The organism is Microlunatus aurantiacus (assembly GCF_039536605.1).
Taxonomy (GTDB): domain Bacteria; phylum Actinomycetota; class Actinomycetes; order Propionibacteriales; family Propionibacteriaceae; genus Microlunatus; species Microlunatus aurantiacus.
In genome coordinates this window covers 1-13,511 of the sequence record NZ_BAAAYX010000017.1, presented here as the reverse complement: position 1 = coordinate 13,511, position 13,511 = coordinate 1, and the positions used below count along the sequence as shown (strand labels likewise).

The 13,511-nt window shown below is 61.1% G+C and carries 11 protein-coding genes; 4 read left to right on the top strand and 7 right to left on the bottom strand.

What is annotated here, in order from left to right:
• Positions 1-43: 43 nt before the first annotated feature.
• The 3 genes from ABD714_RS18165 to ABD714_RS18155 form a co-directional block, all read right to left on the bottom strand.
• Positions 44-310, bottom strand: a complete 267-nt coding sequence (locus ABD714_RS18165; protein ID WP_344813859.1) for a hypothetical protein — start codon at positions 308-310, stop codon at positions 44-46.
• Between the two features lie 554 nt (positions 311-864).
• Positions 865-1,389 carry a hypothetical protein gene (locus tag ABD714_RS18160; RefSeq protein WP_344813858.1) on the bottom strand — a complete coding sequence of 175 codons (525 nt, stop codon included), beginning with the start codon at positions 1,387-1,389 and terminating at the stop codon, positions 865-867.
• On the bottom strand, positions 1,389-2,000 hold the full coding sequence (locus ABD714_RS18155) for a hypothetical protein (RefSeq protein WP_344813857.1): 612 nt from the start codon (positions 1,998-2,000) through the stop codon (positions 1,389-1,391). The genes ABD714_RS18160 and ABD714_RS18155 overlap by 1 nt, the downstream gene beginning before the upstream one ends.
• Positions 2,001-2,196: 196 nt before the next feature.
• Here ABD714_RS18155 and ABD714_RS18150 point away from each other — a divergent pair, with 196 nt between their 5' ends.
• Both ABD714_RS18150 and ABD714_RS18145 read left to right on the top strand, forming a co-directional pair.
• Positions 2,197-2,397, top strand: coding sequence for a PDDEXK family nuclease (locus ABD714_RS18150; protein WP_344813856.1), 201 nt, complete (start codon positions 2,197-2,199; stop codon positions 2,395-2,397).
• A complete protein-coding gene (locus tag ABD714_RS18145; RefSeq protein WP_344813855.1) occupies positions 2,390-4,249 on the top strand; it encodes a DUF262 domain-containing protein in 1,860 nt (619 codons plus the stop codon). The genes ABD714_RS18150 and ABD714_RS18145 overlap by 8 nt, the downstream gene beginning before the upstream one ends.
• A gap of 211 nt (positions 4,250-4,460) precedes the next feature.
• On the opposite strand, the gene ABD714_RS18140 is transcribed toward ABD714_RS18145, so the two are convergent.
• From ABD714_RS18140 to ABD714_RS18130, 3 genes are read right to left on the bottom strand one after another with little or no spacing between them, the layout of a single operon-like run.
• Positions 4,461-7,004, bottom strand: a complete 2,544-nt coding sequence (locus ABD714_RS18140) for a DEAD/DEAH box helicase family protein (protein ID WP_344813854.1) — start codon at positions 7,002-7,004, stop codon at positions 4,461-4,463.
• Entirely contained in the window at positions 6,997-8,625 is a 1,629-nt protein-coding gene (locus ABD714_RS18135; RefSeq protein ID WP_344813853.1) for an Eco57I restriction-modification methylase domain-containing protein, read from the bottom strand. The genes ABD714_RS18140 and ABD714_RS18135 overlap by 8 nt, the downstream gene beginning before the upstream one ends.
• Entirely contained in the window at positions 8,622-9,251 is a 630-nt protein-coding gene (locus ABD714_RS18130) for an N-6 DNA methylase (RefSeq protein ID WP_344813852.1), read from the bottom strand. Before ABD714_RS18130 ends, ABD714_RS18135 begins: the two co-directional genes overlap by 4 nt.
• Before the next feature lie 751 nt (positions 9,252-10,002).
• Between ABD714_RS18130 and ABD714_RS18125 the strand changes: the two genes are divergently transcribed.
• Entirely contained in the window at positions 10,003-11,109 is a 1,107-nt protein-coding gene (locus ABD714_RS18125) for an MrcB family domain-containing protein (RefSeq protein WP_344813851.1), read from the top strand.
• Between the two features lie 332 nt (positions 11,110-11,441).
• Complete coding sequence (locus ABD714_RS18120) at positions 11,442-12,332, top strand: 8-oxoguanine DNA glycosylase OGG fold protein (protein ID WP_344813850.1); 891 nt, start codon at positions 11,442-11,444, stop codon at positions 12,330-12,332.
• Between the two features lie 599 nt (positions 12,333-12,931).
• Here ABD714_RS18120 and ABD714_RS18115 read toward each other — a convergent pair.
• Positions 12,932-13,252, bottom strand: a complete 321-nt coding sequence (locus tag ABD714_RS18115) for a hypothetical protein (RefSeq protein WP_344813849.1) — start codon at positions 13,250-13,252, stop codon at positions 12,932-12,934.
• Positions 13,253-13,511: the final 259 nt, after the last annotated feature.

Genomic DNA, 13,511 nt, shown 5'->3' with positions numbered 1-13,511 from the left:
TGGACATCCTTCCGAGGCCGAAGCCCCTGATCTCGGATGTCCGTCAAACCGGGTCACTCCCAAGCAGTGATTTGCCGAAGACTGCATAGGAGATCGCACCGGCGCCGAGGGCGGCGATGACGATGCCGGCGAGGACGTTGAAACCGATGCGAGCCGTTTCGGCGTAGTTGGCTTTGCCAGCCTTGGCGATGACAGCAATGCCGGCGAGAATGATCACCAGGCCCAGAACAGAAAGCAGCAGCTTCTGTACCGTGCTCGGCGTCCACACAGCGAGCGGCAAGACCGTCTGCAGAGAAGTCAATACGATCATGGGAGGCGTCCTTCTTGCTGAGTGACGTAGGTCGGCAGACCAACGACTGGCGTTGAGACCAATCAGGAACGGATCCAGATCAGTCAACGTCTCAAGGGCCCACCTCCCCGAGTTGCGACGAACTCGAAGACGCACAGTTCAGCCACGATCCATCGCATAGACACTTGAGGTTGGGCCCCGCGATACCTGGACGGCCGCAGGGGCGCTGCCTGCCGCAGGGCAATTGCGCCGCGGCCGGGGATGTCGCTGCTCTCGGCTGACAGCATGCTTCGCCGCTCCTCCTGGAAGCTGCGCCGCTGTGCGCCCCGACACACATCGGAACATTGGTCACTTACACCACATAGTGCACTCTTGCAACGCGAGCATAGAAGAACTCGGCCAATAGTTCGAGCATCGATCTCATAACGCTCTTGGTGTCGCCCTGTCTGCTGAACATCGGCCCCACCGCCGACCGATGCATTACAACTCTGTCCAGCAATCGCCGGACGGGTCGATCGGGATAGACCATCACTGGCTAAGTGGCGCCCGGCTGTGTGTAATCGCCGGTGGGCTCCCTAGTCGGGGCGGGCTGTGGGGGTGTGCTCGCGTGAGCGGCGGGTGAGGTCTGCGGCCAGGGTGGCGAGGCCGGCGACGACTTCGGTGAGGTCTTCGGCGAGCAGCTTCGCGTGCGCTGGCTCGAGCTGGTTGACGGGTAGGAGCCGGGCGGCCCGGGTGGCGTGACACACCTGTGTGAGCAGGGACTCGGCGCGGCGGGCGGTGTCCTTGGTTCCCGGGCCCTGCGGCTTGGCGGCCTTCCTGGCGGGCGCGGCGAGCGCTTGTCGCAGTTCCTGGACGTCGTCGAGGTCAACGTCTGGGCGGGCTAGCACCAGGACCCGATATTTCCGTCCGGCGGTCGCAGAGGGCAGCAGCGTCAGCTGGGCTTGTCCGGTGGCGGCGTAGCGGTGGGCGGCTCGGCGGGCGGCGGTGATCTCGGGTTTGGTGGGTCGCCGGCCCAGGTGGTGCGATACGGCTTCGGCGACGCCAACAACGGCGGTCTGGGCGAGGGCCTGGTCCAGCACGGGATGCCACTGCACGGCCATCAGGCACGTCGCTTCTTGGGGGTCAGCGAGTTCGCCCTGGCGGGGTCGGCGGCGCAGGCTGCGGCGCTCTTGTCGATGGCGGCCGACGGCGGCGGGGTGTCGACGGCAGTGAGGACGAGGTAGGGGCATCTGCGGTTCTGCCAGGTGAGGAGCTGATGGTCGAGGGTGGCGTCGCCGGCGCGGGCGAGGTCGCGGGCGGCGCGGCGGACGGCGTGGGCTTCGTTGCGGGTGGGGTGGCGGCCGAGGTGGTCGGCGGCGGCTGGTAGGACCGCGATCGTGGGTTGCTGGTCGAGGGCGTCGAGGAGGACTTGGTGCCACCGGCCGCGACGGGTGAGGCCGCGTTGGGAGCGGATCTCGTTGTAGCGGGTGCGGGCGGCGTCGGGGTGGATGCCGAGGCTGGTGGAGATCTCCTGGAAGCTGGTTCCGGCCTCGTACAGCTCCGCGATGGTCTCAGACGACACGTCCAGGCGAGGGCGGCCGGTGGGCCGGGTGGGTTCGCCGGCGGCGTTGAGAATCCGCCGGATCGTGTGTCGCGACGTGTGGTGCTGGTTGGCGAGGGCCAGCATCGACGCGCCCCGGCGGTAGCGGGCGATGATATCGGCGACGTCCACGGCCGTGATCCTAGAACGAAGCTATCGATTCGTGACCAGTTCCCGTATTCCGTCAAGCTGCTCGCTTCGCTCGCCGGCGCGGCGGTCCGTGTCCTCGCTCGCTAGCGCTCGCTGCGGGCCGGTCCTCGCGCCCCCCCCTCGAGCCTGTCGCCGGCCCCACACTGGACAGATAGTCGACGTGCGGCAGGATTCGGACATGTCAAGCACGATCGACGACGTCCTCCAGGATCTGCGCACCACCGCGAGCTCTGATGCCGACAAGGGGTCCACGCTCGAACAACTGATGGCAGAATTCCTCCGCACCGATCCCATCTGCGCTGACCAATTCGAGAACGTCTACCTCCTAGAACCCGTGGCGGGTTCGTCATCTACACCTGAGGAGCAGAGGGATGAATGACATCGAGCGCAGCATTGAAGGCGTTGCTAAGACAATCGCCGGAGTGTTGGCGAACCAGAAGTATGCGATTGACTACTACCAGCGCGAGTACAAGTGGGAATCAAAGCAGATCGCGGAGCTGGTCGCCGATTTGACTGCCAAATTCCTTGAACTTCACCATCCTGACCATGCCCGTAAGGAGGTCGCCAAGTACCCGGGCTATTACCTCGGATCAATCATCATCTCGCAGAAGGGGAGCCAGCCTTTCGTTGTTGATGGCCAACAAAGGCTCACCAGTCTGACGCTGTTGTTGACCTACCTGCGTCGTTTACAACAAGGCCGCGACGACATCGTCGACATTGACCAATTGATCTTTTCAGAGAAGTTCGGTGAGAAGTCGTTCAATTTGGACGTGGCCGACCGCATGGGCTGCATGGAGGCGCTCTTTGAGAACGGCGAGTACGAGCCACCCGCAGACGCTCCAGAGTCGGTTCACACACTCGTCGGCCGGTATGGCGAACTGGACGGTCTATTTCCCGACGAGTTGAAAGAGAAGGCGCTTCCCTTCTTTATAGATTGGCTTAAGGACCGGGTTCAGCTCGTCCAGATCACTGCGTACGCTGATGACGACGCATACGCGATTTTCGAGACCATGAACGACCGCGGGCTTAAACTGACTCCGGCAGACATGCTAAAGGGGTATCTGTTGGCCAACATCGAGGACGGCAAACCCCGCACCAAGGCCAACGACCTGTGGCGCAGGCGGTTGCGCAACCTCGATGAGCATGGCGATGACGCCAGCTCAGATTTCCTCAAGACATGGCTGCGTAGCCAGTACTCCACGAAGATTCGGGAGCGGAGGAAGGGCGCACGCCCCGAGGACTGGGATCGCATCGGCACCGAGTTCCACCGCTGGCTACGCGGGGTGCACGACGATATTGGGCTTGTGACCCGCGCGGATTACCACAGATTCATCGTTCGTGACTTCGAATTCTACAGTCACCAGTACGAGCGAATCCTCAAGGCATCTTCTGGTCCGTTCAACTCAGATAGCCCACTGAGATTTGTCCGCTTTAACGCGGACCTTGGCTTCACCTTGCAAGACCAGCTTCTTCTGGCACCAGTGGGGGTGGACGACAGCCAACAGACCGTCTATCACAAACTTGAAATCGTCGCCCGCTTCACGGACATTTTGCTGGCTTGGCGGATTTGGAACTTCCGGGCCACCGCCTACTCGACGATGCAGTACGCCATGTTCACGGTTATGCGCGATATCCGTGGACTAGATGCGGCCAGCCTCGCCGAATTCCTCCGCGAGTACCTCCTCAAGGTAGACGAAAACTTTGACCATAACGACGACCTCTACGTGCACCAGCAGAACCGTGGCCAACTCCACAAGATTCTTGCTCGCATCACCGACTACATCATGGTCGGCTCGGGGCAGGCGTCGCCTTATATCGAGTTGACTAATGGCTCAAAGGTCAAGTACGAGGTCGAACACATTTGGGCCAACCATGCTAAGCGGCACGCGGACGAATTTACTCACGAGGCCGACTTCGAGCGTCATCGAAACCGAATCGGTGATCTGCTACTGCTGCCTAAATCGTTCAACGCCAGTTACAACGACGACACTTACGCCGAAAAGCGGCCACGGTATTTTAGCCAGAACCTACTCGCGTCAAGTTTAGATCCACAGGCGTACGAGAAGAACCCGGGTTTCGTCGAATTTATCAAGACTACCGGTTTGCCGTTCAAGCCGCACGAGGAGTTCAGGTCTGCCGATGTGGTCGAGCGTGGCAACCTCTACCGCGAGATCGCTAAGCGGGTCTGGAATCCAGACGATTTGCTCACCGTCGCCGCGGCGGGCGCCTAAGGTCCGAGACCAGTGCAAAATCATAGCGTAAGTGCTGATTCCGCTGTGGAGATCAAGAAAGCTCGCCTCACTCGCCTCGGGTGAACAATCCCGGTGCGATGCTGTTTCATACCAGGCGAGCGCCAGAGGGTCGGGTGCTAGTCAGGTCCATGTCCGCACAGCCGGGGATACACGCTGGGAAGCGTCAGGTACGTGCGGCCACGGGGTGCGCTTAGTCCGCTTCCCGCGCGATGACCGTGTCGTACAGACCGAAGTGACGGAGACCTTCGTGGCTTTCGATGCCGGTGTAGGAGAGTGAGGAGTCCTCGTACCGTCGGAACGCGAACACGGCCTGGTTCATGTGCGAGCTGTTAAAGACGTTGAGCGAGACGAGCAGATTGAAGTCGTCCACGGTCAACCCGGTGACAGTCCTGAACAGGTCCGGCTCGAGTTTGGTGATGACGTCCTTCAGCGTGTTCTCACGGAAGTCGGTCAGGTACATGAATGCAGGAATCCGGGTAGCGAACTTAATCAATTTCTCTTGGATCTGCTTCCGTTTTGACTTATAGTCCTTCTCCTCCTGAGAAAGTTCCTTCTTCTCAGTGGCCGTGACATCCTCACCCTTGTCCTTCTTGGTAGCCCTAACCTTTTCGCTCTTGTTGATAACGGTCTCGAAGACGTCGCTACCGAGGGCGCGGAAACCCTCGATCTTCATGATGGCCTCCATCGCCTTCGGATCGGAGAGAATCCTCTTGAGGGTGTCATTGTCCACGTTCACCAAGAGAGCCGACTCCCATTTTCGCGCCAACAGGGTGGCTGACGTGCCGGCCATGGCGATGTCGAGAATGGCGCCGGCGTCAACTTGCGTCATGTGCGATCCGTCGTAGGCCAGGACCGGCAGAAAGTTCACCAAGTCGCTGACTGCGTCCTCAGGGTTGGCGGCCTCCGGTGAGAGTCCCACCCCGTACTCGGCGATCTGTCGCAGCGCGCGAGTCGGCGCGAAGTCGAATACGAAACAAACGGGCTTGAGGATTTCCTCTTCGTTAGGGTTATCGCCGTTCGGGTTCTTGATCGACCAGGGCGACTGAACCCGAAAAGCGGCTTGGAAGTAGGTCTCGGGCGAATTGAGGTTGCGCAGCATCAGAATGGCCGACCAGTGCGGGACCGTGACCCCTGTAGTCAGCTTGCCGCATGACAGCGTGATGGTCTTGGTGTCGTGACCGTTGCCGATCGCTGAGCGCACCGGCGGCAGGGCATGGAGGCCCACGCCTGCGCCGGAACCAGCGACGGTCCGAACGTGGTACTGGTGGAAGAAGGTGTTCTGCTTCTCTTTGAGCAGCTTCGCCATCGCGTGACAGGACGCCACGTTTGGCAAGAACCAAAACGAATGGTTCAGGTAGGGGAGAAGCCGCACGTCTGAGTAGGGAAACGGTGGTTTATTGGCCCCGAGCTTGAGGTTGTCGACCTGGGTGGCAGCGTAGGCACCTCGGATGACCTCAAGCCACTTTTGAACCTCGTTCTCATGTTTGAAGGCGGCTCCCGTACCAGTACCCGTGGTGGAAAAGAACTCGTTAAGGTCGAACTCATCGAACTCACCCTGACTGGCGATCGCCACCAGCTCGTCTGGCATCTGGTAGGTGAATAGCCGCATCTCCGGTAGCGCGGCGTAGGGGTTCCGCTTGTCGGGGTACGTCGACTGCCAGCTCTGCTTCGCGCGCTGCTCATCGGTATAGGTCCAGTTGAAGATCTGCTCCTCGATGAACTCGCCAGTTGCGAGGGCCTTGAATGGCGTTCCGGACAAGTATAGGTAAGCCTTGGTTGTGATAGGCAGGAAGTCAGTTTCGGCCTCGCCCAGTTCATCGAGCTCTTCGTTGAAACCATCCAGCCCGGGGTTGAATTCGGCGTGTATTTCTTTCTTGGCCTCGCTCTCATCTTCGCCCTCGAAGAGTTCTTTCGCGTTCTCGCGCCAGGCCCCAAAGTGGTACTCGTCAAAGATGACCAGGTCCCAATTGGTTTCGTGCAGCCACGTGTTCTTCGCCTTGATGTTGCCGGCCTTGTCTCGGCCAAGCAGGTCCTGGAACGAGCCGAAGTAGACCAGCGGTCGCCTCTTGTTGGCCGCCGTCGGGTCGCTGCCGGTTATCTTCGAAAAATACTGCCATCCATCGAAGTCTACGTGTGAGTCGAGGTCGTTTCGCCAGGCGTCCTCGACTGCGGGCTTGAAGGTCACCACAAGGACCTTTTTTGCGCCAAGCTTCTTCGCTAGCTGGTAGCTCGCGAATGTCTTTCCGAACCGCATCTTCGCGTTCCAAAGGAACCGCGGAACAGCATGCATGTCCTCCTTCCAGATGGAGTGGAAGTAGGCATGCGTTTTGTTGACAGCTATGGCCTGCTCAGGGCGCATCGAGAAGGTCTCATGGTGCGTTCCGGTGAGCCGCTGTCCAAGGCGCATTTCGGTGATGGCTGTTTGGACGTCCCTCGGCGTGCACTGCATCCACTCCAGGGCGACCTTGGGATGGCCCTTGACCTTCAACCGGGCTCGGACCTCGTGGTCGGTGAAAAGGGAGCCGTCGTCGCGCTCGGCGGTCTCGTCAACGTGGATCGTGTAGTTCTTGACGAGGGCGGTCTTGAGCTGCTGTTCTACGCGTGCCGAGACGCTCTTGGTCGTCTGCCCAATCTTGAGCATGCCGTCGTGAGCCCGGTCTTCGATGGAGTAGGCATAGATGCGGAGACGCGACGTCGGCTTCTGTGGAAGCAGGTCGTCGATGGGCTTACTCATCGGTATGCAGGGCCACCTTCGACTCGATGAAGGCGACTTCTTCGGCGGTCAGGTCATAACGCTCGTAGAGCTCAGAGTCAGTCCACTCACGGTCCAGGGGGACGTCTGGCACGAATCCGTAAACGCCGCGCGGGGCGTCTTGAGTGCCTTTGCGCAGCGATACCAGGAACCGAACAAAGCGTGTGCGCAGGTAGATGGCATACCTCTTGGCTTCCGTCTCGGTCTTGAAGAGACCAGCGACGAGGTATGTCTCGGTGCATGCCTCGGTTGGACCTGAAACTATCGGCTTGCCGAGAAAGATGCGCTCAACCGCAGCACTCGTGCCCTGCACTCGACTCATAAGCACCTTCCACTGGTCTACCCACTGCAGGTTCTGAACCACTTCGGACCGGTCGATCCATGAGACTCGTTGGGAGCCGTACAGCTTGACGGGATCCTTGATCCCAGCGGGGGTAGCAGAGCCATGAAAGAACGTACGAAGACCGAAGGGCTTCTGGCTGGACACTCGGGCCGCGAGCACGGGCTCAGCTCTCGCGAGGACCTTCTCCAGAATTGGCACAGCTTCGTTCCACCGCACGAAGACGTCAAACTGATCAAGCCGGCGCGATACCGGTTCTCCCAAAGGTTTGCCATCCCACATCGTTTGGATCGCACAGGGCCCGTCGTAATCGCGATCCCAGAGAAAGTAGGAGATGCCGCCACGGATCTTGACTCCTGGGAATCCGTCGTACAACTTGGGGTAGTCGACGATATTTCGCATATGCCTGTCTTTGAGCATGCGCTCCCGGTACTTGTCGAGGCCGCGTCCGCCGGCGAACCACCGTGAGGGAGTGACCATGACGACGAACTTCGGGTTGAGCGCGACCGCGTTTTCCACGAAGAGCTGGTAGATCGGCGTTGCGGAGTTGTTGTGGCCGCCGTCGTCAAGTTGGTAGGGAGGATTTCCGATGATGACGTCGAACTGCATGTCGTCTCCGAACAGCTCGGCGATGCGAGCTTTGATGTCGTCGGTGTGGATGAACGCGTAGGCGTGGGTCTCAAGTTCGTTGCCACGATCGAGTGCCTTCTGGCTTGCGCCGCAGTACTTGCACCTCCCGTTGGTGCCCTTCGTCACCGGGTTGCCGTCGGCATCGGCAGTCTCAAGGAAATCGGTCGCGCCAACCCAGGTGTGCTCGACGTGCTCGAAGAGGATGTTCCCGTCCGCGTCCGTGAAGGACTTGACGATTGAGTGCGTGCTACTCGCTCGCTTGGAACAGTAGAGGCTACGACGAGCGATGAGGCTAGTGAGCTGCGTGATCCCGACACCAAAGACCTGCTTGGTGAGGATGTGGTCGACTCTCTCCTGCAGGTCGGGGAGTTCGTCTCGAAGACCCTCGTTGAGACGCGATGTGATCTCTCGGAGGAAGACCCCTGACTTGGTGAAGGGGTCTAGAAATCTCAGCGACGAGTCTGCCCAGATAGACGCACCATGGTGAGCGTCAGCCCATGCTTCCGCCACGATGTCGAGCATCTGGTTCGCGAAGCCTGGCGGGGTGAAGACCTCGTCATTGGAGAGGTTAGCGATGCATGAAAGGACGTCGGGGTTGCGGTTCTGAAGACTCAGGGCAACCTGGCCACTCATGTGTCGTCACCGCGGGCGATGTCATCGACCGTCAAAGAGCCATGATCGCGAGTTGGCGTGAACATGTCTTGATTTTGCATCCCCGCAAACAGGGTGTCTTCTCCGGTGGTCGACAACTGCGTCATGGTGTCGAGGCGGAAGTCTCGCCTGTGGTATCGGCCTCTGCCGAGGTAGGACCATTCCGCGAAACTGATGGGTACCGGCCGATGTCCGGCTGTCGTCATCGTGAGCGCATCGCCGTGGACGATGTTCACGCTGAGAACTTGATGGGCCGCCAGATGCCACTCATCCCCATCCTCAACCGCAAGGTGGACGGCGAAGATCTCCAGCAAATTGGTGCGGCACTCGGCGATGTTATCTGCGAGGAGTTCGATGCCATAAATAGACATGAGAGCGAGCAGCGCATGATGTCGCCTTTCGAAGTCACTTCGGCTGTACCGAGCATCTATGGTCCCCAGCTTGCGCTGCAGGACCGGGCCCAGGAAGTTGCCCGAGCCGCAAGCTGGCTCTAGGAAGCGGGAGTCCGACCGTCCTAGCTCTGAACCAACCAGGTCGATCATCGCCTCGACCAACTCTGGAGGCGTGAACACTTCACCGTGGTCAGCTACGCGCTGCTTCGACCTCACCGACGTCACCTCCAGAGCGTATTGCGTGGCGGCGCCAGAGTCCTTTGGACCCCGTCTGCGGATTGCGGAGAGGGCCCATTACACCCGCCTCAACAGCTCGGGTAGGTGCAGCTCGGAGGCTGTGCAGCCTCTGGTTGGAGTCTTCCTGGGAAGACCTACCGGCGCCGGTCCCCCTATGCCGGTGCCAGACTGCGACACGCTCATGAGGCCGACGCTGGCTGTCCTGGCCGACGATCTGCGACCCTACGGCGTTCCGTATCTCCTTGCGCAGTCCTTGCATGTCGTGGCTCCTACACACCTGGACGGAACCCCCACAGGACAAGCGCCTCGCAAGCGGCACGGCCCCTACTGCGGACACTTCAAGGAGCACGGTTCGGTGCTTGGCGAGCCTGTCCTCGCCAGCGATGAGGAGATGCAACCGGATCTGGGGGTACTTGACCTCATCGCTCACATCGGTGCAGTGTACGACGCCTCATTGGCGTCGTCTGGTTCGCAACGAGCCCTTAGCCTGCTCTGTGGATGGCGGTGGTTGGGAGTGGATCGGCTCGCAGGGTCTCGACATAGAGTTGAACGCCTCCGAAGTGCACCTCGCCTTCGACGGCAGGTTACGTTCGGAGCCGCTCGCCGGCTACCCCTTGGCAAGACTATCGACGGGTCGGGCTGATCTCCGTCAGCTGACGCTCGCTTCGGGTTCCCTTCAAACCGTGTCGCGTCTGTGGTGGTCTACGCGCAGCTCGCTAAGGTGCGCGACATGCGCGATCTTCTAGAGGAAGTCATGCTCCTCCAGACCACCTGGACTGCACTGAACACCCCGGACATGGCGCGGCGGGGTCGTCTGGTCCGACAGGAGATCGCTGCTTGGATGCGCGAAGAATTGGAATCAATGCTTGATGAGCTTCCTCCTCGCGTCCGCGATCTGGCGGTGGAAGGGAAAGACGGGATAGGGCGAAAGACAGAAGTTCCATGGGCGAGGGTCTACAGCGAGAGCCGTTCGCCGTCAGCCACAGATGGATGGTACGTCGTGTACCTATTCAGCGCGGGTGGCGACCGCGTCTACCTCGCTATTGGTCAGGGCACCACCCGGTGGGCGGGAGGCGAGCTGCGGCCGCGACCTCAGGATGAGCTCCTTGCCCGTGCATCTTGGGCAAGGGAGCGGCTTGCGAATGATCTGTCGTCGCGCTCCGATCTGGTGGCCACCATCGAGCTAGGCGCGCGTACATCGCTTGGTCGGAGCTACGCACCGGGAATCGTTGCAGCAATCAGCTATGACTTTGGGGCAATCCCTGATTCTTCTGACTTGGCCGCCGACCTTCGCTTTGCGGTTCGCACCCTGGCGCACCTATATATCGAGGCGGACGGGTCGTCAACTCTTCCGGGCGAGCTCCCTCCCGAGATATCTGATGCCTTGACCCTCGCTGAGCGGGCAGCTGGCCGGCGAGGAAGAGGGCAGGGGTACCGGCTCACAGTCTCAGAGAGGCGGGCGGTCGAACAGCGCGCCGTCTCAATTGCAAGCTCCTATCTGAAAGACCAAGGCTGGTCGGTAAAGGACGTCGGGGCGACATCCTCCTTCGACCTCGATGCGCGTCGTCATGGAGGCGAGCGACTCTATGTAGAGGTTAAGGGCACTACCTCTCTAGGGGCTGAGGTCGTCCTTACACATAATGAAGTCGTCCTTCATCGGGAGAATCATCCAAACACCATGCTTGCGCTCGTTCACAGCATCGACCTAGACCGCAGCGGCCGCATGCCCGTGGCAACGGGTGGGACCCTCCGAGTCTTGACCCCTTGGGTCCCTCAGATCTCCGACCTCAAGCCGATCTCCTACCGCTATGCGGTGCCAGACGGTAGTCACAGGTGAGGCGGTAGCCGCTCGCGCGAACCGGACTTTTCAATGCCTCTTGGGACACTCTCAGCAGCCCCAACGCCGGGAATGGCGCGCGAGAATTCTGCCGACGGGACGTTTGCAACCAGGTGGCAGCTGGTGACCGTCACCATAGGAGACACGATCGGGACACAGGTCAGCGCAATCGACCGCTGAGCGACAGTAAACTGCACATGCAGCTCCCGTTGACAAGGGCGGAAAGGCCGTCTGGCGCTGAGCAGGGCAGCGCCTCGATCGCGCCCAGATCTGCCTGATAGGCCCCAGTCGTCGGCGACACCGGGCGAACCCTCTGGGACTACCTTGTTCGTATGCCAGTGCCAATACGCCTCCGGACATCGTTCGATAGCTGGGCAGCCGCTGGACGACGGGCTCAGGTTTCCTCTCGCTGGACGCCGGCACTTTGGCTGAAGTATTTGCCCGAGCATCGGAGCTTGTTTGAGCGGCTCGGAACGGAGCCGGTGTCCAGGCAAGTGGCCACGTCCTGGGCCCGACAAATCAGGGACGCATCATCTGCGCTAGACGCCTTCATCGTCGCGATGATCTGGGGCTACGGCCCAGTTGGATACGGCCCGTATCGAACCGCCAGAGTCATCGCGGCAACACCGCACTTCCCCGACGTCGTCTACGACATAGCCGAGGTTGCGCGGACTCAAGGCGGCGTCGCTGCATACCGCTACGTCAGCCAGCGCCGTTCGAGCGACCCCGGGTTCCTCAAGCATCTCGGACCAGCTTTCGGAACGAAGTACATCTACTTCGCTACGAAAGCAGTCAGCGATCGACCGACTCCCGTCATGGATGCCATCGTGCAACGCTGGTTCCGCACGAACATGCCTAGCGTCCCGTTGACCCTCGACTGGTCACGACCGTCTAGCTACGAAGCCCTCGTTGCCCACCTGGATCTATGGGCAGCCGAGCTCAGCACTGCTGAAGCGCCAGTCCGGGTCGATGACGTCGAGTACCTGATCTTCGCCGACCAAGCAACGTCTGAAGGATCGGGGGAGTGGTCCGAGACTTGGGCCGGAACCGTCGCGGAGTGGTCAGGCGTTCGCCCCAAACCCGAAAGAACCGAGTCGGCCATCGACCTGCTCACAAGGCTGGAGGACACACTCGCAAGACGGGGCAAAGCAGCCGAAGCTGCCACACACCTCATGGCTCTTTATGCCCTCGTAGCTGACTCCTCGGGAGAACGTAGGGGCTGAGTTACTCGTGGACCTGGTGCCCACCTCGATCAATGTGCATTCGATGCGCTGAAAGGGAACTTGGCGGTCTGCAAGCGGCCCCCGCCCCAAAGCCTGACCCAGCGTGACCCCAACCGGTCCCACTGCGAACACGCACTTGCCGCCACGACCCGATGCGTACTCTGCCAGCGAGGCCTGCAGTATCGCCCGAAAGGTCGTTCGCAAGCAAGGTTGCACATTGCCGCGGAGAACGACCGCGGCCTGAAGACCGTGTAGACCAAGCGCCGCTCCAAGGACTTAAGGTATCGGAGGGCTGCAGTTGCAGCAGCAACTGCGCAAGGCCCCGCCCCGCAACCTCTTCCATCGTCGGGACCTACGCCTAGCAACGCTTGCGAAGGACCCAATCGTGGACTTTGCAAGCAGGGGGTTAGCGCAAGGCAAGTTGGGTGTGAAGCCGCCTTACGCGAAGCGCCCCGACTCCAGCGCGGGTCTCAATTGGGGTCTCGACCGCCAACGTTCGCCACGGTCCGTCCACATCTCCGAACGCTAATTTGACGAGTGGGACGCGGTCGGCGAAGCGGCGACCGCAGGTGTCCTCCGGGTTGGAAAGCGGGTTGGGTTCACGCCCTCACGAGTTCGAATCTCGTATCCTCCGCCAACAGACGGTCGGCCTGATCGACGATCGCCGCCCGGTCCCCGACGGTCGTCGGTCGGCTGGCGACCTCGAGCAGGAACTGCTGGAGCACCAGGGCCTGGTGGATCAGGGACAGCAGGGAGCGCTCGTCCTCGGCGGCCGCGCGGAGCGAGACCGCGAGGTCGTGGGCACTCCGGTACCAGGACCGGTCGGTGTGACGTGGATCGAGCTCGGTGAGGGCCCGGAGCCACAGACGCCTCGTCTCGGCCGCGGCAGCGGTGACGTCCGGGTCGGCGGACTCGCTCATGGGTGTCCCTTCCAGTCCCGGTCGTGTCGAGCCGGCAGTCGTGCGTACGGTCACGCGGTCGCGTCACCGCTCCTGCTGTCGTCGCTCCTGCCGTCGGCGACCGGCGGCCAGAGCGGCTCGGCCCGCGGGCGGAGACAGGGGCGTCCCCACCCGCCAGCCGGATGAGCCCTCGGCACCCGCCCGTCAGCTCGGGGCGTTTGATGGTGCTCACTGAAATTCCCCACTGACGCTCACCGAAATTCCCCACCCGTGTGGCTCC

What these genes read in the sequence shown, in the direction of transcription:
- ABD714_RS18165 (WP_344813859.1), bottom strand. Translation starts at nt 310, where the DNA reads ATGATCGTATTGACTTCTCTGCAGACGGTCTTGCCGCTCGCTGTGTGG.
- ABD714_RS18125 (WP_344813851.1), top strand. Translation starts at nt 10,003, where the DNA reads ATGCGCGATCTTCTAGAGGAAGTCATGCTCCTCCAGACCACCTGGACT.
- ABD714_RS18120 (WP_344813850.1), top strand. Translation starts at nt 11,442, where the DNA reads ATGCCAGTGCCAATACGCCTCCGGACATCGTTCGATAGCTGGGCAGCC.
- ABD714_RS18160 (WP_344813858.1), bottom strand. Translation starts at nt 1,389, where the DNA reads ATGGCCGTGCAGTGGCATCCCGTGCTGGACCAGGCCCTCGCCCAGACC.
- ABD714_RS18115 (WP_344813849.1), bottom strand. Translation starts at nt 13,252, where the DNA reads ATGAGCGAGTCCGCCGACCCGGACGTCACCGCTGCCGCGGCCGAGACG.
- ABD714_RS18145 (WP_344813855.1), top strand. Translation starts at nt 2,390, where the DNA reads ATGAATGACATCGAGCGCAGCATTGAAGGCGTTGCTAAGACAATCGCC.
- ABD714_RS18140 (WP_344813854.1), bottom strand. Translation starts at nt 7,004, where the DNA reads ATGAGTAAGCCCATCGACGACCTGCTTCCACAGAAGCCGACGTCGCGT.
- ABD714_RS18150 (WP_344813856.1), top strand. Translation starts at nt 2,197, where the DNA reads ATGTCAAGCACGATCGACGACGTCCTCCAGGATCTGCGCACCACCGCG.
- ABD714_RS18135 (WP_344813853.1), bottom strand. Translation starts at nt 8,625, where the DNA reads ATGAGTGGCCAGGTTGCCCTGAGTCTTCAGAACCGCAACCCCGACGTC.